The organism is Streptomyces sp. CA-243310, assembly GCF_050936775.1.
GTDB lineage: Bacteria > Actinomycetota > Actinomycetes > Streptomycetales > Streptomycetaceae > Streptomyces.
This window is the reverse complement of sequence record NZ_JBNJMF010000001.1, coordinates 759,612-784,303: the sequence shown is the minus strand read 5'-3', so window position 1 is coordinate 784,303 and position 24,692 is coordinate 759,612. Positions and strand designations below refer to the sequence as shown.

Sequence of the window (24,692 nt, the reverse complement as noted above, 5' to 3'; positions counted from 1 at the left end):
CCGACCGAAGCTCCACCGAAGCCCCGGTCACAGCCCCCGGTCGGCCTCGGCCGAATCCCGCCTGGACCGGCGGTGGGGGGATCTGCCACCGTTCACCACATCACCTCCACCACCTTTCCTGCGCAGGCCTGTTCCTGACGGCGCGTCAGTTCAGTAATCTGACTACGCGTCAGTTAGCGCATTCACGTCGTGCATTCGCGTTGTGCGTTCATGAGTTCGGTTCATGGAGTTCATCGAGCAGGAGCGGGCGGAACGATGCTTGGATCTACTCACGGCACCCTCACCACCGACTTCCGCGCACGCGTCGAGGCCTGCGGGGAGACCCCCAGGACGGCCGTCCACTCCACGGCGGCGCCGTCCGCCGAGGACACGGTCGCACTGGACGTCAGCGGTCGCCCCCTGCACGCCGAGGTCCCCGACCTGGACCGGTTCTTCCGGCCCGAGTCGGTGGCCGTCATCGGCGCCTCCGACGCCGAGGGCCGGCCGAACACCGGCATCACGCGGCAGCTCCTCGCCTGGGCGCAGCGGGTCGGCGCCCGGATCCACCCCGTGCACCCGACCCGCGCCAGCGTCTTCGGGCTGCCGTGCCACGCCTCGGTGGCCGACCTGCCCGAGCAGGTGGACCTGGCGGTCCTGCTCGTCGGCGACCCACTGCCCGTCATCGAGGAACTGGCCGAGGCCAAGGTCAAGTTCGCCGTGGCCTTCGCCTCCGGTTTCGCGGAGACGGGAGACGCCGGGGCCGCCGCCCAGGCCCGGCTCTCGGCCGCCGTCGAACGCTCGGGCCTGCGCCTGCTCGGCCCGAACACCAACCTCAACGCCTTCGAGGCCTTCCGCGACGACCTCGACGGCCCGGCCATCGCCCTGATCACCCAGTCCGGCCACCAGGGCCGTCCCGTGTACACGCTCCAGGAGCTGGGCATCCGGCTGTCCCACTGGGCGCCGACGGGCAACGAGGCCGACCTGGAGACCTCCGACTTCATCTCCTACTTCGCGGAGCGGCCCGAGGTCGGCGCCATCGCCTGTTACGTCGAGGGGCTGAAGGACGGCCGGTCCTTCCTGCTGGCCGCCGACCGGGCCGCCCGCAACGGGGTGCCGGTCGTCGCCGTCAAGGTCGGCCGCACCGAGACCGGCGCCCGGATGGCCGCCTCCCACACCGGGAAGCTGACCGGCGCGGACACCGTCGTGGACGCGGCCATGCGCCAGTTCGGGGTGATCCGGGTGGACGGCCTGGACGAGCTCCAGGACACCGCCGCCCTGCTGGCGCGGGCCCGCAAGCCGCTGGCGGACGGCGTGGTCGTGTACTCGATCTCCGGCGGCACCGGCGCCCACTTCTCCGACCTGGCCACCGAGGCGGGCCTGAGCCTGCCGACCCTGCCGCAGGCCAGGCAGGACGAACTGCACCAGTGGATCCCGGAGTACCTGAACGTCGCGAACCCCGTGGACAACGGCGGTCACCCCGTCGGCGACTGGCGCGGTCGCAAGATCATCGATTCGATTCTGGCGGACCCGTCCGTGGGCGTGCTGATCTGCCCGATCACCGGCCCCTTCCCGCCCATGAGCGACAGGCTGGCGCAGGACCTGGTGGACGCGGCCGAGCAGAGCGACAAGTTGATCTGCGTGATCTGGGGTTCCCCCGTCGGCACCGAGGAGGCGTACCGCACGACCCTGCTCGGCTCCTCCCGCGTCGCCACGTTCCGCACCTTCGGCAACTGCATCACCGCGGTGCGGGCGTACCTCGGCCACCACCGGTTCACCGCCTCCTACCGCTCCCCCTTCGACGAGGCGCCGCGCACGCTCTCGCCCTCGTACCGCAAGGCGCAGGCCCTGATGCGGCCGGGGCAGCAGCTCAGCGAGCACGCGGCGAAGCAACTGCTGCGGGCGTACGGGATACGGGTTCCCCGCGAGCAGTTGGTGACCAGCGCGGCGGCGGCCGTCCGCGCGGCCGGACTGGTGGGCTACCCGGTGGTGATGAAGGCCTCGGGCCCCCAGCTCGGCCACAAGACGGAGCTGGGGCTGGTGAAGATCGGCCTGACGTCCGCGAGCCAGATCCGCGACGCGTACCGGGAGCTGACGGACATCGCGCGCTACGAGAACGTCCCGCTGGACGGGATCCTCGTCTGCCAGATGGTGGAGCGCGGCGTGGAGATGGTCGTCGGCGTCACCCGGGACGACCTCTTCGGGCCGACCGTGACGGTGGGCCTCGGCGGGGTCCTGGTGGAGGTGCTGCGCGACACGGCGGTACGGGTGCCGCCGTTCGGCGAGGACCAGGCGCGGGCGATGCTGACGGAACTGCGCGGCCATCCGCTGCTGGAAGGCGTACGGGGCGCTCCGCCGGCGGACGTGGACGCGCTGGTGGAGGTCGTCCTGCGGGTCCAGCGGATGGCGCTGGAGCTGGGCGACGTGCTCTCGGAGCTGGACGTCAACCCGCTGATGGTCCTCCCGCGCGGCCAGGGCGCGGTGGCGCTCGACGCGCTGGCCATCTGCCGCTGACCGGCCTGGTACCCCGCCCTCCCGAGCCCGGACCGACTGGAGCCCGTACCCCATGACCGCACCGGACACGACCGCACCGGACATCGACTCCCTCGTGCTGCACCGCACCGAGAACGGCGTTTCCTGGATCACCCTGAACCGTCCCGAGGCCCTGAACGCCGTCACCATGGAGCAGCGCGAACGCGTCATCGCGCTGCTCGACCGCGCCTCGTGCGATCCCGCCGTCCGGGCCGTGGTCGTCACCGCGACCGGCAGGGGGTTCTGCGCCGGCGCCGATCTGCGCGGGGGGCCCGCCGCCGGCGAGCGGGTCGCGGGGGACGTGGCCCGCATGATCCGGTCGGGGGCGCAGCGCCTGATCACGGCGGTCCTCGACTGCGAGAAGCCGGTGATCGCCGCGGTGAACGGCACGGCCGCCGGAATCGGCGCCCATCTGGCGCTCGCCTGCGATCTGGTGATCGCGGCGGAACCGGCCCGGTTCATCGAGGTGTTCGTCCGCCGCGGGCTGGTCCCGGACGGCGGGGGCGCGTACCTGCTGCCGAGGCTGCTCGGCCCGCAGAAGGCCAAGGAGTTGATGTTCTTCGGCGACGCCGTGCCCGCCGCCGAGGCCGAACGTCTGGGCCTGGTCAACAAGGTGGTCCCGGCCGAGGCCCTGGAGGCGACGGCCCGGGAGTGGGCGGAACGTCTCGCACAGGGCCCGACCCGGGCCATCGCCATGACGAAGCAGCTGGTCAACGCCTCGCTGGACGGTGACCGGGCGACCGCCTTGGCCGCCGAGGCCACCGCTCAGGAGATCAACATGACCACCGCCGACGCGAACGAGGGCGTGGCGAGCTTCGTGGAGCGCCGCACCCCGAAGTACCTCGGTCGCTGAGGACCGGCCCACGACCGCGGCCGGGACTCACGGCCGGCGGCCCCGGTCGGGGACTACATCTGCGGGTCGGGCTTCAGCAGGGCGAACATGGCGCCCGCCGGGTCGGTGAGGAAGGCGATCCGGCCGACGCTCGGCACGTCGGCCGGCGGCATCAGCACGGTGCCGCCGTTCTCGGTGGCCTTGGCGACGGTGCCGTCGACGTCCGGCGCGTGGAAGTACGGCACCCAGCCCGTCGGCCCGCCGCCCTGCGAGGGGGCGACACCGCCGAAGGAACCGTCCTGCTGGTCCCCGTCGGCGATGCTGAGCACGCGGTACGTCATCTCGGGCGTCGCCTGCATCTCCGCGTGCCGCCAGCCGAACACGCCGTTGTAGAAGGCGATGTCCCGGGCCGGGTCCGGTACGTGCAGTTCCACCCAGATGAGGCTGTGCGGGGCGGAGCCCAGCTCGAAGCCCGCGGTCCGGCCTGGCTGCCACAGGGCGAACTCCGCGCCCTGCGGGTCGGTGGCCTGCGCCAGCCACCCCTGCCCCATGACGTCGGTGGGCTCCATGCGGATCGTGCCGCCGCCGTCCTTGATCGCCTGGACGGTGGCCTGGATGTCACGGGTGTCGAAGTGCACCATCCAGGCCGCCTTCGCCCCCTCCTCGGTGAGCGCGCCGATGGCGGCGACGGTCTTGCCGTCCAGCCGGAAGAACCCGTAGCCGCCGGTGTCGGGGCCGGCCGAGACGAACTCCCAGCCGAAGAGTGCGCCGTAGAAGGCCGCGTCGCGGGCGATGTCGGGGCTGCCGAGGTCGAGCCAGTTGGGCGAGCCGGTACGGAAATCGGTGCCGAGCATGAGGTTCCTCCTGGGTGGACGGGGCCGGCGGGACGGGTGCCACGATGCCGAGCCCGCGCGGGGCAGTCGGGCGTCGAGTCCGGGCGAGGCGCCGGTTTCACCCGTACGGGGGCATCTCGCCCCACCGCGGCCCCATCGCCGCCCCACACAGCCCCGCCGCGGCCCCGCCGCCGCCCTGCCATCGCCCCCCGCCCCCGCCCTCGCCCTCGCCCCCGCCATCGCCATCGCCTCATCCAGGGGCCGGATCCGCCCGATCCCGCCCGACCCTTCCTATCTGACGCTCCGTCAGCTTCAATCGTTCCTGTGATGGGACACGCAGGGATGGCGGCCACCGTCGTCCGATACCTCAGGTCAGTGGGCTCCCCCACCTCCGCCGCGGCGGAGCCGGAACCCGTCAACACGCTGCCGCGCCCCGACCTGCGGGCCGTCGGCGAGGACGAGCGCGCGCCCGTCAGCCCCGTCGAGTTCCGGGCCGTGCTGTCGAACTTCGCCAGCGGGGTCACGGTCATCACCGCCCCGCCCGGCGCGGACGAGGGCGGGCCGGCGGGCTTCGCCTGCCAGTCCTTCGCATCGCTCTCCCTCGACCCGCCCCTGGTCACGTTCATGGTGGCCCGTACGTCGACCACCTGGCCGCGCATCGCCCGCGCCGGGGTGTTCTGCGTCAACATCCTGGGGGCCGAACAGGGCGGCCTGTGCCGCTCGTTCGCCGTGAGCGGCGCCGACAAGTTCGCCGGCGTACCGCACCGCCCGAGCCCGGTCACCGGATCGCCGCGGCTCGACGACGTGCCCGCCTGGATCGACTGCCGGATCCACGCCGTCCACACCGGTGGGGACCACCTCATCGTCGTCGGTCGCGTCGAGGCCATGGGCGCGGACGGCGAGGGCGATCCCCTGCTCTTCCACAAGGGCCGCTTCGGCCGCTTCACGCACTGACGCACCACCCCGAAGGGCCCGGCCGGCGGATTCCCCGCCGGCCGGGCCCTTCGCCGTCCGCCGCGGAAGGCGGCTCGGAAGACGACCCGGAGCAGGCGGCTCAGAAGGTGAGGACCCCGCGTGCCACCCGGCCGTGGTGGGCGTCGTCGGCGGCCTTGGCGAAGTCCTCGATCGGGTAGACCTCGGTGACGAGTTCGTCCAGCAGCAGCCTCCCCTGCCGGTACAGCTCGGCGTAGAGGGCGATGTCGCGCTGGGGACGCGAGGATCCGTACCGGCAGCCCATGATCGTCTTGTCCAGGTACATGGACGACACGAGGAACGACGCCTCCTCCTTGAAGCCCGGCACGCCCAACAGGATCGCCTGCCCGTGCCGGTCCAGGAGGTCGACGGCCTGGCGGATCAGCTTCACGTTGCCCACGCACTCGAAGGCGTGGTCCGCCCCCGTGGGCAGGATCTCCCGCACCGCCGCCGAGGAGTCCCCGACCGCCGAGGCATCGATGAAGTGGGTGGCGCCGAACTGCCGGGCCACCGCCTCCTTCGCCGGGTTGGCGTCCACCGCGACGATGGTGGTCGCGCCCGCGATCCGCGCGCCCTGGAGCACGTTGAGCCCGATGCCACCGGTGCCGATGACGACGACCGACTCGCCCCGGTCGACCCTCGCCCGGTTCAACACCGCCCCGACGCCCGTCAGGACCCCGCACCCGATGAGCGCCGCCGAGGTCAGCGGGATGTCCGCGGGGATCTTCACCGCCTGGACGGCCTTGACGATCGTGCGTTCCGCGAAGGCCGAGTTGGAGGCGAACTGGAACAGCGGTTTCCCGCCCCGCGAGAACGGTTGCGCCGGCATCCCGATCGCCTTGCGGCACATCGTCGGCCGGCCCCGGTCGCAGTCCGCGCACGCCCCGCAGTTCGCGAGGGTGGACAGGGAGACGTGATCGCCGGGCACCACGTGCGTGACCCCGACGCCGACGGCCTCCACCACGCCCGCCCCCTCGTGCCCCAGCACCACCGGCGACGGGAAGGGGATCGTCCCGTCGATCACCGACAGGTCGCTGTGGCACAGCCCGGCCGCCGCTGTCGCGACGAGCACCTCTCCCGGCCCCGGGTCGCGGATCTCCAGATCCTCGACCACCTGGGCCTGCTTGCCGTCGAACACGACGCCTCTCACCTGGGCTCCTTCGGCAGGCCGAGCACGCGCTCGGCGATGATGTTCCGCTGGATCTCGTCCGAGCCGCCGTAGATCGTGTCGGCACGGGTGAACAGGAACAGGCGCTGTTCCTCGTCGAGTCCGAGTTCGTACGGCAGGCCGGGCGACCAGTCCGCGGGCCCGGCGGAGGCCGCCGCGCCCCGGACCGCGACCGCGAGTTCCCCGAGCCGCTTGTGCCAGCCGCCCCACAGCAGCTTGGCCACGCTCGGCGCGCCCGCGTCACCGGCCGCGCCCAGGGTCCGCAGCGCGTTCCACCGCATCGTGCGCAGCTCGGCCCACTGCCGTACGAGACGGTCCCGCAGCACGGGGTCCCCCGCGCCCGCGACCCCGCCTCCGGCGCCGCGATCGGCGCCGGCCGAGGCCGTGTACGCCGCCAGCACCCGTTCCAGCTCCGCCGCGAAGCCGATCTGCTGGACCAGGGTGGACACCCCGCGTTCCAGGGCGAGCAGTCCCATGGCCACCGACCAGCCGTTGCCCTCGCCGCCGACGACCTCGGCGGCGAGGGCTCCGTCGAAGAACACCTCGTTGAACTCCGCCGTCCCCGACATCTGCCGGATCGGCCGGACCTCGACGCGGCCCGGCTGGTCCATGCGCGCGAGGAGGAACGACAGCCCCGCGTGCCGCCGCGATCCGGCCTCCGTCCGGGCGAGGACGAAGCACCAGTCCGCGTCCTGCGCCAGGGAGGTCCAGATCTTCTGCCCGGTGACCCGGTACGGGCCTCCCGGGACGCCCGGGTCCCGGACCGCCTTCGTGCGGATGCCGGCGAGGTCGGACCCGGCGCCCGGTTCGCTGTACCCCTGGCACCACAGCTCCTCGCCCCGCGCGATCCCGGGCAGGAAGCGTTCGCGCTGTTCCGGGCTCCCGTGGGCGATCAGGGTGGGGGCGAGGAGGTTCTCCCCGATGTGGCCGACCCGACCGGGCGCGCGCAGCGCCGCGTACTCCTCCGCCCACACCACCTGCCCGGTCAGGGAGAGCCGCCGCTGCCCGTAGGCCCCGTCGGGGACCTCCCAGCCCTGCCCGATCCAGCCGCCGGCGCCCAACTCCCGTTCCCAGGCGCGCCGCGCCGCGACCTCCTCGTGCTCGCTGCCGGGTCCGCCGAGGCCGACGGCCCGTTCGTACGGTCCGACGAGGTGCCCCGCCAGCCACGACCTGGCGCGGGCGCGCAGCGCCTCGTCCTCGGCCCCGAAGCTGAAGTCCACCGGCCCCCCTCTACGCGTTGGGGCGGTCCTTGGCGGCCGCCGCCTTCGCCATGGCTTCGAGCTGCGCGAGCATCGGCATCGGGTCGGTACCGACCGTCCCGGGGAGGAAGTCGGCGATCTTCTCCGGGGTCCAGGAGCCCTCGGCGTACCCGGCGCGCAGTTCGCGCGGCTGGGCCCACACGGCGATCTTCGGGCCGGCGATCGTGTAGACCTGCCCGGTGATCCGCTCGCCGCCGACGGCGACGGCCCGGTCGGAGAGCAGGTAGGTGACCAGCGCGGCGACGTCCTCGGGCTCGCCGATCTCCTTGAGTTCCATGGGCACGTTGGCCGACATCCGGGTACGGGCGACGGGCGCGACGGCGTTGGCCGTGACCCCGTACTTGGCGAGTCCGAGTGCGGCGGAGCGGACGAGGGAGATGACACCGCCCTTGGCGGCGCTGTAGTTGGCCTGGGCGACGGAGCCCTGGTGGTTGCCGCTGGTGAAGCCGATCAGGGTGCCGCCGCCCTGCTTGCGCATGACGGCGGAGGCGGCGCGGAAGACGGTGAAGGTGCCCTTGAGGTGGGTGGCGACGACCGGGTCCCACTCCTCCTCGGACATGTTGAAGAGCATCCGCTCGCGCAGGATGCCCGCCACGCAGACGACCCCGTCGATCCGCCCGTAGTGGGCGAGCGCGGTGTCGACGATGCGCTGTCCGCCCGCCATGGTGGAGATGTCGTCGGCGACGGCCACGGCCTCGCCGCCCGCGGCGACGATCTCCTTGACCACCGCCTCGGCTATCTCGCTCGTCGGTTCGCCGCCCCCGATGCCGACGCCGTGGTCGTTGACGACGACCCGGGCGCCCTCGGCGGCCGCGGCGAGTGCCACGGCCCGCCCGATGCCCCGGCCCGCGCCGGTGACGGCGACGACCTTGCCTGCCAAGAAGTTCCCCACGGCCGACCCCTTCCCGCGATTTCTGACGGACCGTTAGATTCTAGGGGCAGGCGGACGCGCCCGCACAAGCCCCTGTTGGGTTCCACATGGCAAGGAGCTGATGAGTCAGATGGGCATGCCCGCCGAGTTCCACGACATCGCCAAGCGCGTCAACAACTGGGGCCGCTGGGGCGCGGACGACGAGATCGGCACCCTCAACCTGATCACCGACGAGGTCGTCCGGGCAGCCGCCGCCGGGATCCGCACCGGGCGCCGGATCCCGCTCGCGCTCCCGCTCAAGGAGGACGGGGTACAGGTCGGCATGATCCCCGGCCGGATCAACCCGCTGCACACGATGGTGCAGGTCAACCAGGAGATCTTCGGTCCGGGCACGGTCGCGTGCAGCGACGACGCCGTGACGATGGGGCTCCAGTGCGCCACCCACTGGGACGCCCTCACCCACGTCTCCCACTCGGGGAGGATCTACAACGGCCGCCCCGCCGGCACCGTCACGGCGCACGGTCGGGCGGAGTTCAGCGGCATCGACAAGGCGGGCCCCATCGTCTCGCGCGGGGTCCTGCTGGACGTGGCCCGCGCCAAGGGCCTGGACCGGCTCCCGGGCGACCACGCCGTGACGCCCGAGGACCTCGCGGAGGCGGAGGAGTTCGGCGGGGTGACCGTCCGCGCCGGGGACATCGTCCTGGTCCGCACGGGCCAGATCCAGGTCTACCTGGCCGGCGACAAGCACGGCTACGGCTTCCCGTCACCCGGCCTGTCGGTCCGTACGCCCGAGTGGTTCCACGCCCGGAACGTGGCGGCCGTCGCCAACGACACCCTGACCTTCGAGATCTTCCCCCCGGAGATCGACGACCTCTGGTTGCCGGTGCACGCGCTGGACCTGGTGGAGATGGGCATGCACCAGGGCCAGAACTGGAATCTCGAAAAGTTGTCCACAGCCTGTGCAGAAGAATCCCGCCACGCGTTCCTCCTCTCCGCGATGCCCGAACCCTTCGTCGGCGCGGTGGGCACCCCGGTGGCCCCGGTCGCCATCCTCTGACCGCCCCCGGCCTGCCGCCGACCAGCCGGACGACCCGGACGACCCGGACGACCCGGACGATCCGGCCGGACATCCGGCGGCCCCCGACGGGAGTCACCCGCACCTCGAAGACGGCAACGGGTTGGAGGACGGGCCCCTCGGCCTGCCCCTGGAACGGCGTGACGGTGCGTGAGGGCGGCGGGGCGCCCCGGGTGTCCGGAGGTTCAGCGGGCCACCGCCCCGGCTTCGCGCGACGACCGACCACCCCGGAACGGTCACCACGCGCCACGCGTCAGGCGCTCGCCCCGACCCACCCGCCAGGCACCCGCTCCGGGGCCCGGATCCGGGCCCCGGAGGCGGTTCGACCTGCGGGTGGCGGCGACGCGCATGCACGCCCCGAGCGCGGCACGGCAGCCGCCACCCCACGACCCGCACTCGTCAAGGCAGGACCCTTGGCGTCCCCTCGCGACGAATCGCTCCCCACCAGAGTGATCAAGATGTGACGAACCGTCAACACCTCGTTAGAGGTACACGCGGGGTTCCCGGTTCCGGTCAAAATGTTCGGAAGGTTTCCGGGGGCCGTCCGCGGCGCAGTCCGCAGCCGCCTTCTCCGCGCGGTCGACCTCGCACCAGATCCGCTTGCCGGCACCCTCCGGCTGCCAGCCCCAGCGGTCCGCCAGACCGTCCACCAGCTCCAGGCCGCGCCCGCCCGTGTCGTCCCCGGCCGCCTGTCGGCGGGCCGGCGCCCGGTCGCTCGCGTCGGCCACCTCGACCCGCACTCCCGGACCGCCGAACAGCATCCGCAGCACCGCCGGACAGCCCGTGTGGACCACGGCGTTGGTGACCAGCTCGGAGATCAGCAGGATCAGGGTCTCGGCGAGCGGTTCGTCGTCCCCTATGCCGGAGCCCGCCAGCCTGGACCGCGCCCACCGGCGCGCCCTGCCGACCTCGGCGGGATCCGCGCCTACCTCAAGCTGAACCTGAAGCACCTGCACCGCTCACACCATCCGAACCGGCGGACACTTCGCCTCACGACGGAACGGGATCACGATCCGTGACCCCCTTGCGGAGCAGCATGGTTGACGTACAGTCACCACAACAAGCGCTTCGGGCATATTCCCGCGCGAAGGAGTAGGCGTGGTGCATACTGTGCGGCGCTCACGCCGCTCAACCGCTCGCATTCGTCGGAGCGTACCGGAGCGAGCACCCGACTCCGGTCCGTAATGTGCCGGGCGAAGGACACAAACCGATATCAACTCTCTGTAATCAGACATGCGTCCCGCCGCGTCCCTCCCGTGCCTCTGCGTGATACCGAGCCGGCACCCGGGGCGAGCCCTTCCGAACGCCGCCCTCCGGATGCCATCCCCCGGCTACCCCGCCCGGCTCCCGCTACACCGAGGCACACCCCCCGCCGCTCCGGCCGCCGTTGAACCGCTACACCGCGCCCTCCAGCAGGTCCGTCGCGAGCAGTTCCTCCGCCTCGGCCGCCGTGCGCCACTGCTCCGCCCGCACCCACGCCCGTTTCAGGTGCAGGTGGACGTCGGCCTCCCAGGTGAACCCCATGCCGCCGTGCACCTGGAGGCAGTCCCGGGCGTTGCGCACGGCCGCCTCGTCCGCCAGCAGCTTCGCCGCCGCCGTCTCCCCGGGGTCACCGGTCACCGCCGCCGCGTAGACCGCCGTACGGGCCACCTCGGCCCGTACCAGCATGTCCGCGCACAGGTGCTTCACCGCCTGGAAGGCACCGATCGGACGGCCGAACTGCTCGCGCTCCCCCGCGTACCGGACCGCGAGTTCCAGCGTCCGCAGTGCGCTTCCCACCTGGAGCGCCGCCGTCAGCAGGGCGCCCTCGTCCCGGTGGGCGGCGGGCACGGGCGCCGACGCGACCCGGTGCAGCGGGGTCAGCGGGTCCGCGGAGCGCACCGGTTCGGCCGGGGTCGAGGCGTACTCCGGCAGCCCGAGCACGGCGTCCGCCTCCCCCCAGTGCGCCACCAGGGACCCGTCCAGGTCCGAGGCCGTCACCACGGCCGTCCCGGTCGCGGCCCCGGGGACCGCCCCGGCCGCGAGGTGCGTGGCCACCAGCGGCCCCGGCACCAGCGCCCGGCCGGCCTCCTCGAAGACGAGGACGGCTTCCGGGAGGCCGAGCCCGACTCCGCCCTCCGCCTCGGGGAGGCGCAGCGCGAAGAAGCCGGCCTCGCCGAGCCGCCGCCACAGGTCCCGGTCCACGCAGACCCCCGACTCGACGGACGCCCGCAGGGCCTCGCGTCCGTACCGTCCGGCCAGCAGGTTCCGTACGCCCGCCCGCAGGTCCCGTTGTTCCTCGGTCGGCTGGAAGTCCACCGGCTCACCGGCCCTTCGGGAGGCCGAGGATCCGCTCGGCGACGATGTTCCGCTGGATCTGCGAGGTGCCCGCGGCGATGGTGTACGAGAGGGACGAGAGCCGGTCCAGGACCCATTCCTCGTCCAGCGCGAGGGAGCCCGCGCCCAGTACCAGGGCGGCCACGTCGTACAGCTCCTGCCGGGCGTGCGAGTAGGCCAGTTTGAAGACGCTGCCCCCGGTGCCCGGGACGCCTCCGGAGCGCTCCGATTCGCCGACGTTCCACTGCGTGAGCCGCCACAGGGCGCCGAACTCGCCGTGGAGGCGGCCCAGGGCACGCCGTACGACGGGGTCGTCCCAGCGCCCGTTCGCCTTGGCGGTGCGGGCCAGGTCCCCGAGGGTCCGCCGGCAGGCGACCACCTCGCCGACGAACGCGGTCCCCCGCTCGAAGGACAGGGTCACCATGGTGACCCGCCAGCCGTCGTCCTCGGCTCCGACCCGGTTGCCGACCGGGACCCGCACCTCGTCCAGGAACATCTCCGCGAACTCGGTCGACCCCGCGAGGGTCCGCAGCGGCCTGACCGTGACCCCCGGCGCGTCCATCGGCACGGCCAGCCAGGTGATCCCCCGGTGCTTGGGGGTGTCCGGCCCCACGGGTGTGGTCCTGACCAGCAGTTCGCACCAGTCCGCCACCTCCGCGTGCGAGGTCCAGATCTTCGACCCCGTCACGACGTACTCGTCGCCGTCGCGCACGGCGCGGGTCCGCAGCGCGGCCAGGTCCGAGCCCGCGCCCGGCTCGCTGAACCCCTGGCACCAGATCTCGTCGCCGCGCAGGACGGGCGGCAGCCAGCGCGCCCGCTGCGCGGCGGTGCCCTCGGCGGCGATGGTCGGGCCGGCGTGCAGCAGCCCGACGAAGTTGGCGCCGACGTAGGGGGCGCCGGCGCGTTCCGTCTCCTCCAGGAAGATCAGGTGGCGGGTCGGGCCGGCGTCCTGCCCGCCGGCGTCCGCGGGCCAGTGCAGTCCGGCGTACCCGGCGTCGTACAGCCGGCGCTGCCAGCCCGCGTCGTACGCGCGCCGGCCGGGCCAGTCGTCGGGGGACGGCTTGGCGGGCAGTTCGGGCAGCACCTTGTCGAGCCACTCGCGCAGCCGGGCCCGGAACTCCCGCTCCTCCTCGGTGGGGGTCAGGTCCACTGGCGTTCCGCCCGCAGGCCCTTGTCGAGGTCGAGCCCCAGCATGCGGATGGCGTTGCCGCGCATCAGCTTGTAGACCGTCTCCTCGTCGAGGCCCTGGACGTGGTCGAGGGCGACGTCCTTGGTGTGCGGGAAGGTCGAGTCGACGTGCGGGTAGTCGGTCTCGAAGGTCGCGTTGTCGCGTCCGACGACGTCGAGCGAGGCGATGCCGTGCTTGTCGCGGAAGAAGCAGCAGAACATCTGCCGGTAGTAGTAGGTGGACGGGGCCTCGGGGATCAGGTCGCGGACCCCGCCCCAGGCCCGGTGCTCGCGCCACACGTCGTCGGCGCGCTCCAACGCGTACGGGATCCATCCCATCTGGCCCTCGCTGTAGGCGAGCTTCAGCGTCGGGAACTTCACCAGGACCCCGGAGAAGAGGAAGTCCATCATCGAGGCCATCGCGTTGTTGAAGCTGAGGGAGGCCTGCACGGCGGGCGGCGCGTCGGGGGACGCGGCGGGCATCTGCGAGGAGGACCCGATGTGCATGTTGACGACGGTGCCGGTCTCCTGGCAGACGGCGAAGAAGGGGTCCCAGTACCCGGAGTGGATCGACGGCAGCCCGAGGTGGGTGGGGATCTCGGAGAAGGTCACCGCCCGGACCCCGCGCGCGGCGTTGCGCCGGATCTCGGCGACGGCGAGGTCGATGTCCCAGAGCGGGATGATGCACAGCGGGATCAGTCGGCCGCCGCTGTCGCCGCACCATTCCTCGACCATCCAGTCGTTGTAGGCGCGCACGCAGGCCAACGCGACCTCCTTGTCGTGCGCCTCCGCGAAGGTCTGGCCGCAAAAGCGCGGGAAGGTCGGGAAGCAGAGCGAGGCCTCGACGTGGTTGAGGTCCATGTCGGCGAGTCGCGCCTTGGGGTCCCAGCAGCCCCGGCGCATCTCCTCGCGGGTGATGCCCTCCAGGGTCATGTCGTCGCGGTCGAAGCCGACGGCGGCGATGTTGCGCTTGTACGGGAACTTCAGGTCCTCGTAGATCCACCAGTCGGTCGGCGGCCCGTCCGGGTCCATGGTGATCACGTACTTGCCACCCGTGTAGGCGAGTTCGCCGATGCCGGCGGTCAGCGGCTTGGGGCCGCGTTCGCGGTACTTGGCGGGCAGCCACACGTCGAAGAGGTGCGCGGGCTCGATCACGTGGTCGTCGACGCTGATGATCCGAGGCAGTTCCATGGTGTCCCCTCGCCCTATCTGATGGATCGTCAGAAACAAGCTAGCCCCGCCACCCCTGGACCGACAAGCGCCCGAGCCCTACGCTCTGCGCTGGATCTGACTGACCGTCAGCTATAGGGGGTCCGGAATGACGGGTACGGAAACGGGTACGGAAACGGGCGGCGGCACGTGCCCGGGAACACCCTCCGGTGCGGACCCGGGCACGGGCCCGGACGACGGCAGGACGGGCGCGACGGGCGCGACCGCGACCACCGCTGCCACGGCCACCGGCACCGGCACAGCCGCAGCCGCCGCGGCCACCGATAAGGCCACGGCCACCGCCATCGAGCTCGCCCGCTCCCGGACCCTGTGGGAACTCATCGATCGCCGGGCGGCCCTCACCCCCGACGCCCCGGTCCTCATCGAGGCCGCCGAGGACCCCGCCGACGACCGCTCCCTCACCTTCGGCGCCCTCCGCGACCGCTCCGAGGAGGTGGCCGCCGGCCTGTACGCGAAGGGCGTGCGCGCGGGCACGGTCGTCGCCTGGCAGTTGCCCACCCGCATCGAGACGGTCCTGCTCTCGGTCGCCCTCGCCCGCCTCGGCGCCGTCCAGTCGCCGGTCATCCCCTTCTACCGCGACCGGGAGGTCGGCTTCGCGCTCAGGGAGTCGAAGGCAGAGTTCTTCGCGGTCCCCGGCGTCTGGCGGGGCTTCGACCACACCGCGATGGCCGAACGGCTCGGCGCCCGAGGCGTCTTCGAGGCCTACGACTCCCTCCCCGCGGGCGACCCGTCGATCCTCCCGCCGCCGCCCGCGTCCGGGACCGACGTGCGCTGGATCTACTGGACCTCCGGCACCACCTCGGACCCCAAGGGCGTACTGCACACCGACCGCTCGCTGATGGCGGGCGGCTCCTGCCTGGCCCACGCCCTGCGCCTGACCCCGAACGACGTGGGTTCGATGGCGTTCCCGTTCGCCCACATCGCCGGCCCGGACTACACCGTCATGCTGCTGCTGTACGGGTTCCCGGCGGTCCTCTTCGAGAAGTTCGCGATGCCCGGCGCACTGGACGGGTACCGGCGCCACGGCGTCACCGTCGCGGGCGGCTCGACCGCCTTCTACTCCATGTTCCTCACCGAGCAGCGCAAGCGGCCCGACCGCAGGCTCATCCCCAGCCTGCGCCTCCTGGCAGGCGGCGGCGCCCCCAAACCCCCGGAGATCTACCACGCGGTGGTCCGCGAACTCGGCTGCCAACTCACCCACGGCTACGGCATGACCGAGGTCCCCATGATCACCATGGGGTCGCCCGACGACACCCCCGACAACCTCGCGACCACCGAGGGCCGCCCCCCGTCCACGATGTCGATCCGCATCACCTCACCCGACGGGACACCGCTCCCCGCGCACGAGGACGGCGAGGTCCGGTTGCGCGGCGAGGCCGTCTGCCGGGGCTACCTGGACCGCGAGCAGTCGGCCGACGCCTTCGACGCCGACGGCTACCTCGTCACCGGCGACCTGGGCCACCTCACCCCGGACGGCCACCTCGTGCTCACCGGGCGCAGCAAGGACGTCATCATCCGCAAGGGCGAGAACATCTCCGCGAAGGAGATCGAGGACCTCCTGCATCAACTCCCCGCCGTCGCGGACGTCGCCGTCATCGGGCTGCCGGACCCCGAACGCGGCGAACGCGTCTGCGCGGTGATCGAACAACCCCCGGGCACGACCCCCCTGACCCTGGCGGACGTGACGGACCATCTCCGCGCCCGGGGCCTCTCCCCCCACAAGCTCCCGGAGCAGTTGGAGGTGGTGGACGCGCTCCCCCGCAACGACGCCCTGCGCAAGGTCCTCAAGTACCGGCTCCGCGAGCGCTACTCCTGAGCGGACGCCGAGCACGGCGGCCCGCAGCCGGGACGAGGGCGCGCGCGAGGCGGGCGCACCGGGCCCCGGGGCCGCCCCCGCCGGACGGGCCCGACGGCCCGGGGCCCGGCGACGCGGAAGCGAAGGGCGGCCCGGTGACGCGGACGCGAGAGCCGAGGGCCGGGGTCCGGGTCCCCGAGTCCGGTCAGGCGTCCGGGGTCCGGTCAGGCGTCAGGCGTCCGGTCAGGCGTCAGGCGTCCGAGGTCCGAGGTGAGGCGTCCGGGGTCCGGTCCGGGTCCCCGGGTCCGGTCAGGCGTCCGGGGCCTCCACGCCGCAGTAGCCCGCGAAGGCCACCAGGATCTCGTCCTCGGAGATCCGGCCGTCACCGTCCGCGTCCAGTGCCTCGGCGACCGTGTCGGCCACCTCGACGGGGGTGCCGAGCACGCTCAGCACACGGGCCGCGGCGGCCGGGGTGGCGCCGCCGCCGTCCTCGTCGGCCACCGCGATCACCGCCCGCAGGAACGGACGGGCGATCTCCGCGAACCGGTGTGGGTTGTCCCGCAGCCGCTTCGCCGCGCCCGTCACGAACTCCTCGCGGGAGACCCGCTGGTCCCCGTCGACGTCCGCGATGCCGGCCATGCCCTGCCAGAACGCCTCGGCTCCGCCGAAGACCGCCTGACCCTTGTCCGAGCGTGCCGTCGTACCGAATTCGGCCAGCACGGCCTTCGCGGCCGCGCTGAAGTCCTCGCGGTCGATATAGCCGGACCCGTCCTGGTCGAAGGTGGCGAATCGGGCGGCGATCTTGCGCTCGTATTCTGCGCTGTCCATATTCGGCGTTCCGCCTTCACATGTGCGATGGGGTGCAGTTGAGGTGCAGTTCAAGACAAGGCAGGAGCGTAAGGCCTCCGTGGCCTGCGCGTTAAGCGAAGCGGTCAAGGAGGTGGCCGCATCGAACCCGCGCACGGGGAGCGCGGCGGGGCGCGCATGTGTGTGCCATTCGGCGTGCCCTTACGGGTGTCACGTACCGGTGTCACTTTCCGCCGGCGACCACGAGCGACGGGCCTATCACGCAGAGCGTGCTCACGGGACCCGCTTCCCCCAAAAGAGGCGCACACCCCCATGTGCCCACTACATTCGATGAGTCGACACACGGCTGGGGGCAGTATGCCGAAGGACGTACCACCGCGCTGGGACCGCCGCATGCAGCAACGCCTCGCCCGGGGCGAGGCCGCGGCGCTCGGCGAGCTGTACGACCGGTTCGCCTCGCTGGTCCACGGCCTGGCCCACCGCGTCCTGGGCGACGAGACGGGCGCGGACCGGATCACCCGCGAGGTGTTCGGTTACATCTGGGAGAACCCGGACGCCTACGACCCCAAGCAGGGCTCCATGCGTTCCTGGGTCGCCCGCGTCACCCAGCGCCAGGCCGTGGACCGGCTGCGCCAGGCGGAACTGGGCCGCGGATCCCGTGAGGAACTGGAGCAGAAGGTGCGCAACGCCAACGCCGCCGCCCGCGCGGACTACATCGTCACCTCCATGCCCGCTTCCCTGCGAGCCGCCCTGGAACTCGCGTACTTCAAACGCCGCGACTACCGGCAGGCCGCCGCCGATCTACAGATCAGCGAGGACGAGGCACGCCGCCGGCTGCGGCTCGGGCTGCAACTGCTCTCGACCGCCAACGTCCTCCGCCGGGAAGGCGCCTCACCGCCCGGATACGGCCCGCCCGGATATGGAACGCCCCGATGACCGGTCCCGCCGAAGAGTTCCCCGACGACTTTCCCGAGGACTTTCCCGACGGCTACCAGCGGCCCGTGAGCGGTTCCGCGCGGATACCCGGCCCCCGCGGGCCCGCCGACGACCTCGATCCGCGGCACGCGCCGGACCCGTTGCCGCGGGAGTCGCCCGAACCCGCACCGGACCGGACGTCGCCGCCGGCGCGCGAGCCGTCCCGGCTCCCGCTGCCCGAGCAGTCGCCACCGTCGGATCCGTCGTCGGATCCGTCGTCGGACCGGTCATCGGAACCAACGCCCGAGGCGTCACCCGATCCGTCGCCCGATCCGTCGCCCGAACCTTCGGCGGAGAACCTCGCGGTGCCCGGCCCGCCGCCCTCGCACGCCGTGCTGAAGTCCCTGCTCGGCGCCTGGGCGCTGGCCGCCTGCTCCGCCGACGAGACCCGGGCCGTGGAGGACCACCTCACCGAGTGCGCGCCCTGCGCCGAGGAGGCTCTGCGGCTGCGGGACGCCGTGGGCCTGTTGCAGCCCGAGGAGACCCTGGACCTCAAGCCGCTGCTGCGCTCGCGGGTGTTGGAGGACTGCCTGGGCAGGCGCCCGGCCCGCATTCCGGTACCGACGTGGGCGACGCCGTACGACACCGAGACGGCGCGGCTCGACGCGCTGCTGCGGGACTTCGGCGACGCGGAGTGGCACACCCCGGTACGGCTCAAGTGGTTCGAGGAGGAGCGGCGGCAGACGCGCCGGACCACGGTCGCCGGGGTGATCGGGCACCTCCTGACGGTCGACGGCCTGGTCGCGGCGGCCCTCGGGCTGGACGACCCGCTGGGCCCGCAGGCGCCGCCGGGCGACCCGACGGACCGCACCGAGCACTTCTGGAACTCCCACCCCCACCCGACGACCCGCCAGGTCCGCGAGCCGTGGCGGGAGCAGGGACACACCCTGATCCGTACGGTCTCCTTCGCGGGCCGCGGCGTCGCCGAGCTGGCCGTGGACTACGGGCATTTCGCGCTGCCCCTCGCGGACGCCTTCCTGGAGCGGGCCTTCGAGTGCTGGGTGCACGCCTGGGACATCGCGGAGGCCGTCGACTACCCGTACGAGGCCCCGTCCGCACCGCACCTGCACCAGATGATCGACCTCGCGGCGCGCCTGCTGCCCGGCGCACTGGCCGAGCGGCGCCGGGCCGGGCTGGCGGCCCCGGCGCGCGGACTGGTCGCGGCGGGGGCGCCCGGCCGGACCCTGCACCTGGAGATCGAGGGAGCGGGCGGCGGCGGCTGGGACATCGCGCTGGACTCGCCGGCGGCGAAGCCGTCGGCGGAGCACACCGTCGCGCACGTCGCACTGGAGGGCACCGAGTTCTGCCAACTGGCCGCGGGGCACATCTCCCCGGAGGAGGCGGCCGCCGGTCAGCACGGCGACCGCGAGGCCATCCGCGACGTCCTCTTCGCGGCAGCCTCCCTCAGCCGCCTGTAGCCCCGCCGGCGCGCGAGGCGGGGGTCCCATGACCCCTGGGTGGACTTCCTGTCACGAAAGTAGAAGATCGCGGACAGGTGAGCCGTGATGTGAAACGGCATCCCGGTACTCGATGCCGGGCAGAGCCTGGACGGGCGCGGGGCCCTCCTGCGTGTTGCCGGGGATGCGAATAATCGAGAATCGCACCGGACAAGGACCCCTTCGAATCATCATGCTTGCCCTGTTGCGTCCGACGACGAAGGGAACGGCCATGGCCAGGCGTCTGCGGGTCCTCGGGAGCACGTCCGCAGTGGGCGACTGCCCGACCCTGTATGAAGACCTGGACACCGGGGAGGTGCTCGTACAAGGGGACGCGGTAACCGACCCCACGGATGTAGCGCAGCTCAAGTACGTCGCGGAGGGGGAAGCATTCGTGGTCGTGCCGCGTGCGCTACTGGCGAACTTCTCCCCGAGAGAGGTCACGCACATGCCTGAGTTCGTTCCGCAACAGAAGATCAGCGAGTTCATCAACGACGGCTTCGAGCACACCGCATGGCGGTTGGAGACTCGAAGCGGATATGCGTCCGATCAGGCAATGCCGTCCTACCGAGAGTTCCTGCGGACCGGTGACACGGCCGGGGAAGTCGGGCACCCGTGGTTCGCCAACGTGCGGCGCATGGTGGACAGCGGCAAGCGGTTCGATCGGGTACGGATCGTGGACAACCCGCCGACCACCGGTCAGCGGTACCTGCTCGCCTGTGCTCGGACGAACGTGGCAGCCGGCGAGGACATCCGCCACCTGTGGCGCGACGATGCCGAACGCCACGGCGTGAACCTCTCGGACTTCTGGCTGTTCGACTCCCGCAGCGTGGCGCGCTTCCATTTCGAGGGCGAGCGCACCATCGGCATGGAGCTGATCACCGATCCGTCGGAAGTGTTGCGGGCCTGTCAGATCCGGGATGCCGCATGGCACCACGCTGTCCCATATCGGGAGTTCACGGCCCAGGTAGCGTCCGAAAGGTGAGTACGGACTTTCAGCAAGCCCGGGTGTCCCTCGGTGCGCGCCTGCGGGAGCTGCGCACCGAGGGCGGGCTCACGGGCCGCGAACTGGCCGAGCGGCTTGAGTGGGGACAGTCCAAGGTCAGCAAGCTGGAGAACGGAAAGCAGACGCCGACTGTCGCCGATCTCAAGGCATGGGCCGGGGGACCGGGAGCCTGGAGGCAAGCGGAGAACTGGTCGGCCGACTACGCGGGCTGGAGACGCAGTACCGATCCTGGCGCAGACAGTTGGCGGGCGGCTACCGCGCCGTGCAGGAAGCGCACTGGGCACAGGCTCAGAAGACGCACTCTCGGCGCAGTTTCGATCCCTCGCTGATACCCGGGCTCTTGCAGACTGCCGACTATGCGCGCGCCGTACTCACTCGATACTCGGCGATCCATATTGCCCCAAGAGACATCGAGGCCGCCGTACAGGCGCGCATGGGGCGTCAAGGCATTCTCGCGGACCAGAGCCGGACGTTTCACTTCCTCATCTGGGAAGGGGCTCTAAGGGCCCGCCCGTGTTCGCCCCCAGTGCTTTCGTCACAGCTTGATCGAATCGTGGGACGGCTCGGCCCGGGAAACGTGAGGGTGGGAATCGTGCCCTTCGAAGCGGACATGAACGTCCCCGCCGGGGTCGGATTCTCGGTCCATGACGACAGCCTCGTGATCACCGAGACGTGGCACGCCGAAATGTGGCTGCACGATCCGGAAGACGTCGCCCTGCATCTCCGTGCGTGGGGGGCGCTGGAGAAGAACGCCCTCTACAGCACAGAGGCACACCGGGCGCTCATAAGGGCAGGGCAGTCATTGAGCCCGCGAGAGTAACCGCGAGCATCTTCCATCACCAGGCGTAGTGCCATGACACTGCGCGCGTTTCGGGACAGCGGGAAGACCCCTGGCCCCGAGATCGTCGACTGGAATTCCGCACCGACCGGGAACGCGGACGAGTGCAGCGAAATGCGGGTCCCACACACGGGGCGCACGGGGCGCACGGGGCATTCGACGCTCGTGCGGGAGTTCTCGGAATTCACCATCGTGAAGCGCGCCCACAAGAAAGAGTGCCCATGGAAACAGCCGATCGGGCGCGGCTCGACACGTACTTCGGCAAGGTCGCCGAAGCGTTCACGCCGCCCGAGCCACCGTCCTCATTGTTGATCACTCACCTGTTGCCCGAGCGACCCGCGTTCGTCGGGGCCGTGGGCAAGGTGTCGCGATTGCGTGCCGTTCTCCCCAAGCCCAAGTCCATCCACGCGAGCGCTCGCCGGGAAATCGAACGGACGGTGGCATGTGACGAACTGTCCCGGGACATGTTCAACGCTCCTGACACCGCTGTGACGTACCTGGAGACCAGGGCGGCCGGCGAGAGCGTCGTTCTGCTCGACGTGGGCGGGTACTTCGCTCCCTCGCTGGACGCGCTGTGTGAACGGTTCTCGGGAACCATCCTCGGCGTGGTCGAGGACACCGAGAACGGTCACAAGCGCTACGCGGAGCGGGACAAGCTGCCGTGTCCGGTCGTCTCGGTGGCTCGGAGCCCACTCAAGACCCCGGAGGACTTCCTGGTCGGACAGTCCGTCGTGTTCTCCACCGAAGCGCTGTTGCGGCAGCGCGGGGACATCCTGCACGGGCGCCCCGCCCTGGTCCTCGGGTTCGGCAAGCTCGGGTCGAGCATCGCCCGTCTCCTGCACGTCAAGGGCGTGCGGGTCATCGTCTACGACATCGACCCCGTACGGCGCGCACAGGCCATGTCGCAGGGCTTCGAGGTGGCCCGCGACCGCGACCAGGCCCTGGCCACGGCCGGAATCGTCCTCTGTGCAACGGGGTCTCTGTCCCTGTGCGGAGAGGACTTCCCACAGCTCAAGAACGGGGCCTACGTGGCGACTGTCACCAGCTCCGAAGACGAGTTGGAGTTGAGCGGACTGCCCTCGGGCTACATCCGTGACAGTGCCGGCGAGCACGTGAGCCGTTACAGCACGACCGGGCACTACTTCTATCTGCTGAACGGGGGCGAGGCAGTCAACTTCATCCATGGCGCGAGCGTTGGACCGTTCATCTTCCTCGTTCAGGCAGAGATCCTCGCGGGCGCGGCCATGCTGGCTCGCGGAGGGCTGGACGCCGGCATGTACGAGGTGCCCACCACGGACCGGGAAGCCATCGCGGCTACCTGGCTCCACTACTACAACAGGTGATCGAATGCCCATCACGGCAGACCACGTCCGCACAACCCTCACCGAGTACACCGATGCACACCCCGAAGAGAAGCCCGAACTGGATCTGCTTCACGCACTGTTGGATGCCGGGACCGACGTAACCAGCCGCGAGGAGTTCCAGGGACACGCCACGGCGGGGGCCATCCTGGTCAACGGCGAGGGTCAGGCGCTGTTCATCCATCACGTCGCACTCGACAAGTGGCTGACGCCCGGCGGCCACCTGGAGCCCGAGGACGTGAACCTGATGGGTGCGGCGCTCCGCGAACTGGCCGAGGAGACCGGGATCGGTGTCGGCATCGCACCCGTGCTGCCCGAGCCCGTACACATCGACGTGCACACGATCCCGGCGAACGATGCCAAGGGCGAGCCCGCGCACCGGCATTTCGACTTCCGGTACCTGTTCCGCACCAGCGGCAAGGGGGACGTGACCCTACAAGCAGCGGAGGTCAGCGGCTTCGCATGGCGGGACATGGACACTGTCGCTGACGAGCGACTTCGCGAGCGTGTCTGTGCTGCCTTGCGTTGACCCGAGCCCCGGCCGACCCCGTTCGCCTACCCCCGTGGCGGCCCCACTGTCAGACCACGAACGGCCCCGTCCGACCACGAGTCGGGGCTCTTTCACGTGCTGACCTGAGGTACTTCCGGGCCCCGGGGGGTGCAGGCCCCCGGGGCCCGTCCCCGGGTAACCCCGGCCCGGCGCGGGGGAGGGCCCCCGTCGGGGTCAGGCGAAGACGACCGTGCGGGTGCCGTTCAGGAGGACGCGGTGCTCGCTGTGCCACTTCACGGCCCGCGCCAGCGCCTGGCACTCCACGTCCCGACCGATGGCCACCAGCTGGTCCGGCGTGACCTCGTGGCCGACCCGCTCGACCTCCTGCTCGATGATCGGCCCCTCGTCGAGGTCGGCCGTCACGTAGTGCGCGGTCGCGCCGATCAGCTTCACGCCCCGGGCGTGTGCCTGGTGGTAGGGCTTGGCGCCCTTGAAGCTCGGCAGGAACGAGTGGTGGATGTTGATGATCCGCCCGCTCAGCTCCTTGCACAGGGTGTCCGACAGCACCTGCATGTACCGCGCGAGGACGACGAGGTCCACGCGCTCGGCGCGGACCAGTTCCAGCAGTTCCGCCTCGGCGGCGGCCTTCGTGTCCTTCGTCACCGGGATGTGCACGAACGGCACGTTGTACGAGCCGACCAGCTCGGCGAAGTCGGTGTGGTTCGACACGACGGCCGCGATCTCGACCGGCAGTGCCCCGATGCTGGACCGGAAGAGGAGGTCGTTGAGGCAGTGGCCGAACTTCGACACCATCAGGACGATCCGCATGCGCTCGTCGGAGCGGTGGATCTGCCAGTCCATCCGGAAGGAGTCCCCGATGGCGGCGAAGCTGGCCCGCAGCTTGTCCACCGTGACCGGCGAGTCCGCCGTGAAGTGCACCCGCATGAAAAAGAGACCGGTGTCACGGTCGCCGAACTGCCGGCTGTCCTCGATGTTGCATCCGGTCATGAACAGATAGCTCGACACGGCGTGCACAATGCCCTGCTTGTCCGGGCAGGACAGGGTCAGGACGTACTGCTGGGGCTGCTGCTGCGGGTCTGCGCTCATGACCCCACAGCCTTTCACACCGCGCGGGTGACGATCCTCAGCACGTCGAGCGACCTCGGCGCCGCGTCGGGGTCGTCCCCGTCCGCAGCGGCGAGCCGTACGTGGGCCTCGCGCGCGGCGCGTACCGCCTCGGGCCAGGCGTGGTGTTCCAGGTACGCCGACACGGGCGCGTCCGGTCCGACCTGGTGCAGGATCCGCAGTACGCGCAGCACGGCGAGGTCCACGACGGCCGCCTCGGCGGAGTCGCGGAAGATCGTGCCGACGTACTTCTCGGCGGACCAGCTGTCGAGCCAGGTGTCCTCGACGAGCCGGTACACGGCGTCGGTGACGTCGCCGTAGCCTTCGACGCCGGTCGACCAGACCTCCTCCTGGAAGGCCGGGTCGGAGAGCATGTGCAGCGCCGAGCGCACATTGGCGCGCCAGCGCCACCACGGCATGTCGTTGAGGGGCATGCCGCCCATGGTGGAGGAGCGGCCGCCGCGGCGGGAAGAGTTCTTCGAACCTTGGGCGAATGTCACGCTTTCGATCGTACGTTCCCCCCACCTGCGATCTTGAGGCGCCCGGGCGTGCGAGGATGCCCCGGCAATTCACCCGGGCGTCACCGAATGTTGTGTACACCTCACTCTCCAGTTCCCCGTGGGGCGGA

General features: G+C 71.5%; 21 protein-coding genes and 1 pseudogene. 11 read left to right on the top strand and 11 right to left on the bottom strand.

Annotation, left to right across the window (positions count from 1 at the left end; translation table 11 throughout):
* Positions 1 to 255: 255 nt before the first annotated feature.
* Entirely contained in the window at positions 256 to 2,490 is a 2,235-nt protein-coding gene (locus ACQEVM_RS03695; RefSeq protein ID WP_433074794.1) for an acetate--CoA ligase family protein, read from the top strand.
* Between the two features lie 52 nt (positions 2,491 to 2,542).
* The gene (locus ACQEVM_RS03690) at positions 2,543 to 3,361 is read left to right on the top strand and encodes an enoyl-CoA hydratase/isomerase family protein (protein WP_433074791.1); all 819 of its coding nucleotides are present in this window, start codon (positions 2,543 to 2,545) and stop codon (positions 3,359 to 3,361) included.
* A 53-nt stretch (positions 3,362 to 3,414) separates the two neighbouring features.
* On the opposite strand, the gene ACQEVM_RS03685 is transcribed toward ACQEVM_RS03690, so the two are convergent.
* The gene (locus tag ACQEVM_RS03685; RefSeq protein ID WP_433074788.1) at positions 3,415 to 4,194 is read right to left on the bottom strand and encodes a VOC family protein; all 780 of its coding nucleotides are present in this window, start codon (positions 4,192 to 4,194) and stop codon (positions 3,415 to 3,417) included.
* Between the two features lie 321 nt (positions 4,195 to 4,515).
* Here ACQEVM_RS03685 and ACQEVM_RS03680 point away from each other — a divergent pair, with 321 nt between their 5' ends.
* Positions 4,516 to 5,127 carry a flavin reductase family protein gene (locus ACQEVM_RS03680; RefSeq protein WP_433079792.1) on the top strand — a complete coding sequence of 204 codons (612 nt, stop codon included), beginning with the start codon at positions 4,516 to 4,518 and terminating at the stop codon, positions 5,125 to 5,127.
* 100 nt (positions 5,128 to 5,227) lie between these two features.
* Here the strand turns inward: ACQEVM_RS03680 and ACQEVM_RS03675 are convergent, their stop codons facing one another.
* The 3 genes from ACQEVM_RS03675 to ACQEVM_RS03665 are packed head-to-tail and all read right to left on the bottom strand — an operon-like array spanning position 5,228 to position 8,464.
* On the bottom strand, positions 5,228 to 6,295 hold the full coding sequence (locus ACQEVM_RS03675; RefSeq protein WP_433074785.1) for a Zn-dependent alcohol dehydrogenase: 1,068 nt from the start codon (positions 6,293 to 6,295) through the stop codon (positions 5,228 to 5,230).
* Positions 6,292 to 7,533 (bottom strand): acyl-CoA dehydrogenase family protein, encoded by a 1,242-nt coding sequence (locus tag ACQEVM_RS03670; RefSeq protein WP_433074782.1) that lies wholly within the window; start codon positions 7,531 to 7,533, stop codon positions 6,292 to 6,294. Before ACQEVM_RS03670 ends, ACQEVM_RS03675 begins: the two co-directional genes overlap by 4 nt.
* A 10-nt stretch (positions 7,534 to 7,543) precedes the next feature.
* Positions 7,544 to 8,464, bottom strand: a complete 921-nt coding sequence (locus tag ACQEVM_RS03665; RefSeq protein WP_433074779.1) for an SDR family NAD(P)-dependent oxidoreductase — start codon at positions 8,462 to 8,464, stop codon at positions 7,544 to 7,546.
* 109 nt (positions 8,465 to 8,573) lie between these two features.
* Between ACQEVM_RS03665 and ACQEVM_RS03660 the strand changes: the two genes are divergently transcribed.
* Positions 8,574 to 9,500, top strand: a complete 927-nt coding sequence (locus ACQEVM_RS03660; protein WP_433079790.1) for a cyclase family protein — start codon at positions 8,574 to 8,576, stop codon at positions 9,498 to 9,500.
* A gap of 500 nt (positions 9,501 to 10,000) precedes the next feature.
* Here the strand turns inward: ACQEVM_RS03660 and ACQEVM_RS03655 are convergent, their stop codons facing one another.
* The 4 genes from ACQEVM_RS03655 to ACQEVM_RS03640 form a co-directional block, all read right to left on the bottom strand.
* Positions 10,001 to 10,474: an ATP-binding protein gene (locus ACQEVM_RS03655; RefSeq protein ID WP_433074776.1), complete on the bottom strand. Its 474-nt coding sequence runs from the start codon at positions 10,472 to 10,474 to the stop codon at positions 10,001 to 10,003.
* Positions 10,475 to 10,913: 439 nt separating this feature from the next.
* On the bottom strand, positions 10,914 to 11,816 hold the full coding sequence (locus ACQEVM_RS03650) for an acyl-CoA dehydrogenase family protein (RefSeq protein WP_433074773.1): 903 nt from the start codon (positions 11,814 to 11,816) through the stop codon (positions 10,914 to 10,916).
* Positions 11,817 to 11,820: 4 nt separating this feature from the next.
* Positions 11,821 to 12,984, bottom strand: a complete 1,164-nt coding sequence (locus tag ACQEVM_RS03645) for an acyl-CoA dehydrogenase family protein (RefSeq protein ID WP_433074770.1) — start codon at positions 12,982 to 12,984, stop codon at positions 11,821 to 11,823.
* Positions 12,975 to 14,192 carry an amidohydrolase family protein gene (locus ACQEVM_RS03640; RefSeq protein WP_433074767.1) on the bottom strand — a complete coding sequence of 406 codons (1,218 nt, stop codon included), beginning with the start codon at positions 14,190 to 14,192 and terminating at the stop codon, positions 12,975 to 12,977. Before ACQEVM_RS03640 ends, ACQEVM_RS03645 begins: the two co-directional genes overlap by 10 nt.
* A gap of 127 nt (positions 14,193 to 14,319) precedes the next feature.
* On the opposite strand from ACQEVM_RS03640, the gene ACQEVM_RS03635 reads away from it, so the two are divergent.
* Positions 14,320 to 16,047, top strand: coding sequence for a class I adenylate-forming enzyme family protein (locus tag ACQEVM_RS03635; RefSeq protein ID WP_433074764.1), 1,728 nt, complete (start codon positions 14,320 to 14,322; stop codon positions 16,045 to 16,047).
* Positions 16,048 to 16,335: 288 nt separating this feature from the next.
* Here ACQEVM_RS03635 and ACQEVM_RS03630 read toward each other — a convergent pair whose 3' ends face one another.
* Complete coding sequence (locus ACQEVM_RS03630) at positions 16,336 to 16,854, bottom strand: EF-hand domain-containing protein (RefSeq protein ID WP_433074761.1); 519 nt, start codon at positions 16,852 to 16,854, stop codon at positions 16,336 to 16,338.
* Between the two features lie 336 nt (positions 16,855 to 17,190).
* Here ACQEVM_RS03630 and ACQEVM_RS03625 point away from each other — a divergent pair, with 336 nt between their 5' ends.
* The 6 genes and pseudogenes from ACQEVM_RS03625 (at position 17,191) to ACQEVM_RS03600 (ending at position 22,978) form a co-directional block, all read left to right on the top strand.
* A complete protein-coding gene (locus ACQEVM_RS03625; RefSeq protein ID WP_433074758.1) occupies positions 17,191 to 17,769 on the top strand; it encodes a sigma-70 family RNA polymerase sigma factor in 579 nt (192 codons plus the stop codon).
* On the top strand, positions 17,766 to 19,226 hold the full coding sequence (locus tag ACQEVM_RS03620) for a maleylpyruvate isomerase N-terminal domain-containing protein (protein WP_433074755.1): 1,461 nt from the start codon (positions 17,766 to 17,768) through the stop codon (positions 19,224 to 19,226). The genes ACQEVM_RS03625 and ACQEVM_RS03620 overlap by 4 nt, the downstream gene beginning before the upstream one ends.
* A gap of 250 nt (positions 19,227 to 19,476) precedes the next feature.
* On the top strand, positions 19,477 to 20,229 hold the full coding sequence (locus tag ACQEVM_RS03615) for a DUF6879 family protein (RefSeq protein WP_433079788.1): 753 nt from the start codon (positions 19,477 to 19,479) through the stop codon (positions 20,227 to 20,229).
* A pseudogene (locus ACQEVM_RS03610) lies at positions 20,226 to 21,070 on the top strand (helix-turn-helix domain-containing protein). The gene ACQEVM_RS03615 and the pseudogene ACQEVM_RS03610 overlap by 4 nt, the downstream one beginning before the upstream one ends.
* A 239-nt stretch (positions 21,071 to 21,309) precedes the next feature.
* Positions 21,310 to 22,431: an adenosylhomocysteinase gene (locus ACQEVM_RS03605; protein WP_433074752.1), complete on the top strand. Its 1,122-nt coding sequence runs from the start codon at positions 21,310 to 21,312 to the stop codon at positions 22,429 to 22,431.
* Between the two features lie 4 nt (positions 22,432 to 22,435).
* Positions 22,436 to 22,978: an NUDIX hydrolase gene (locus ACQEVM_RS03600; RefSeq protein ID WP_433074749.1), complete on the top strand. Its 543-nt coding sequence runs from the start codon at positions 22,436 to 22,438 to the stop codon at positions 22,976 to 22,978.
* 195 nt (positions 22,979 to 23,173) lie between these two features.
* Here the strand turns inward: ACQEVM_RS03600 and purU are convergent, their stop codons facing one another.
* Both purU and ACQEVM_RS03590 read right to left on the bottom strand, forming a co-directional pair.
* Positions 23,174 to 24,046 carry a formyltetrahydrofolate deformylase gene (gene purU, locus ACQEVM_RS03595; protein ID WP_433074746.1) on the bottom strand — a complete coding sequence of 291 codons (873 nt, stop codon included), beginning with the start codon at positions 24,044 to 24,046 and terminating at the stop codon, positions 23,174 to 23,176.
* 14 nt (positions 24,047 to 24,060) lie between these two features.
* On the bottom strand, positions 24,061 to 24,507 hold the full coding sequence (locus tag ACQEVM_RS03590) for an SCO4402 family protein (protein WP_433079786.1): 447 nt from the start codon (positions 24,505 to 24,507) through the stop codon (positions 24,061 to 24,063).
* Between the last annotated feature and the right edge of the window lie 185 nt (positions 24,508 to 24,692).

What these genes read in the sequence shown, in the direction of transcription:
- ACQEVM_RS03690 (WP_433074791.1), top strand. Translation starts at nt 2,543, where the DNA reads ATGACCGCACCGGACACGACCGCACCGGACATCGACTCCCTCGTGCTG.
- ACQEVM_RS03680 (WP_433079792.1), top strand. Translation starts at nt 4,516, where the DNA reads ATGGCGGCCACCGTCGTCCGATACCTCAGGTCAGTGGGCTCCCCCACC.
- ACQEVM_RS03660 (WP_433079790.1), top strand. Translation starts at nt 8,574, where the DNA reads ATGGGCATGCCCGCCGAGTTCCACGACATCGCCAAGCGCGTCAACAAC.
- ACQEVM_RS03625 (WP_433074758.1), top strand. Translation starts at nt 17,191, where the DNA reads ATGCCGAAGGACGTACCACCGCGCTGGGACCGCCGCATGCAGCAACGC.
- ACQEVM_RS03615 (WP_433079788.1), top strand. Translation starts at nt 19,477, where the DNA reads ATGGCCAGGCGTCTGCGGGTCCTCGGGAGCACGTCCGCAGTGGGCGAC.
- ACQEVM_RS03620 (WP_433074755.1), top strand. Translation starts at nt 17,766, where the DNA reads ATGACCGGTCCCGCCGAAGAGTTCCCCGACGACTTTCCCGAGGACTTT.
- ACQEVM_RS03635 (WP_433074764.1), top strand. Translation starts at nt 14,320, where the DNA reads ATGACGGGTACGGAAACGGGTACGGAAACGGGCGGCGGCACGTGCCCG.
- ACQEVM_RS03695 (WP_433074794.1), top strand. Translation starts at nt 256, where the DNA reads ATGCTTGGATCTACTCACGGCACCCTCACCACCGACTTCCGCGCACGC.
- ACQEVM_RS03600 (WP_433074749.1), top strand. Translation starts at nt 22,436, where the DNA reads ATGCCCATCACGGCAGACCACGTCCGCACAACCCTCACCGAGTACACC.
- ACQEVM_RS03640 (WP_433074767.1), bottom strand. Translation starts at nt 14,192, where the DNA reads ATGGAACTGCCTCGGATCATCAGCGTCGACGACCACGTGATCGAGCCC.
- ACQEVM_RS03590 (WP_433079786.1), bottom strand. Translation starts at nt 24,507, where the DNA reads ATGGGCGGCATGCCCCTCAACGACATGCCGTGGTGGCGCTGGCGCGCC.
- ACQEVM_RS03685 (WP_433074788.1), bottom strand. Translation starts at nt 4,194, where the DNA reads ATGCTCGGCACCGATTTCCGTACCGGCTCGCCCAACTGGCTCGACCTC.
- ACQEVM_RS03630 (WP_433074761.1), bottom strand. Translation starts at nt 16,854, where the DNA reads ATGGACAGCGCAGAATACGAGCGCAAGATCGCCGCCCGATTCGCCACC.
- purU (WP_433074746.1), bottom strand. Translation starts at nt 24,046, where the DNA reads ATGAGCGCAGACCCGCAGCAGCAGCCCCAGCAGTACGTCCTGACCCTG.
- ACQEVM_RS03605 (WP_433074752.1), top strand. Translation starts at nt 21,310, where the DNA reads ATGGAAACAGCCGATCGGGCGCGGCTCGACACGTACTTCGGCAAGGTC.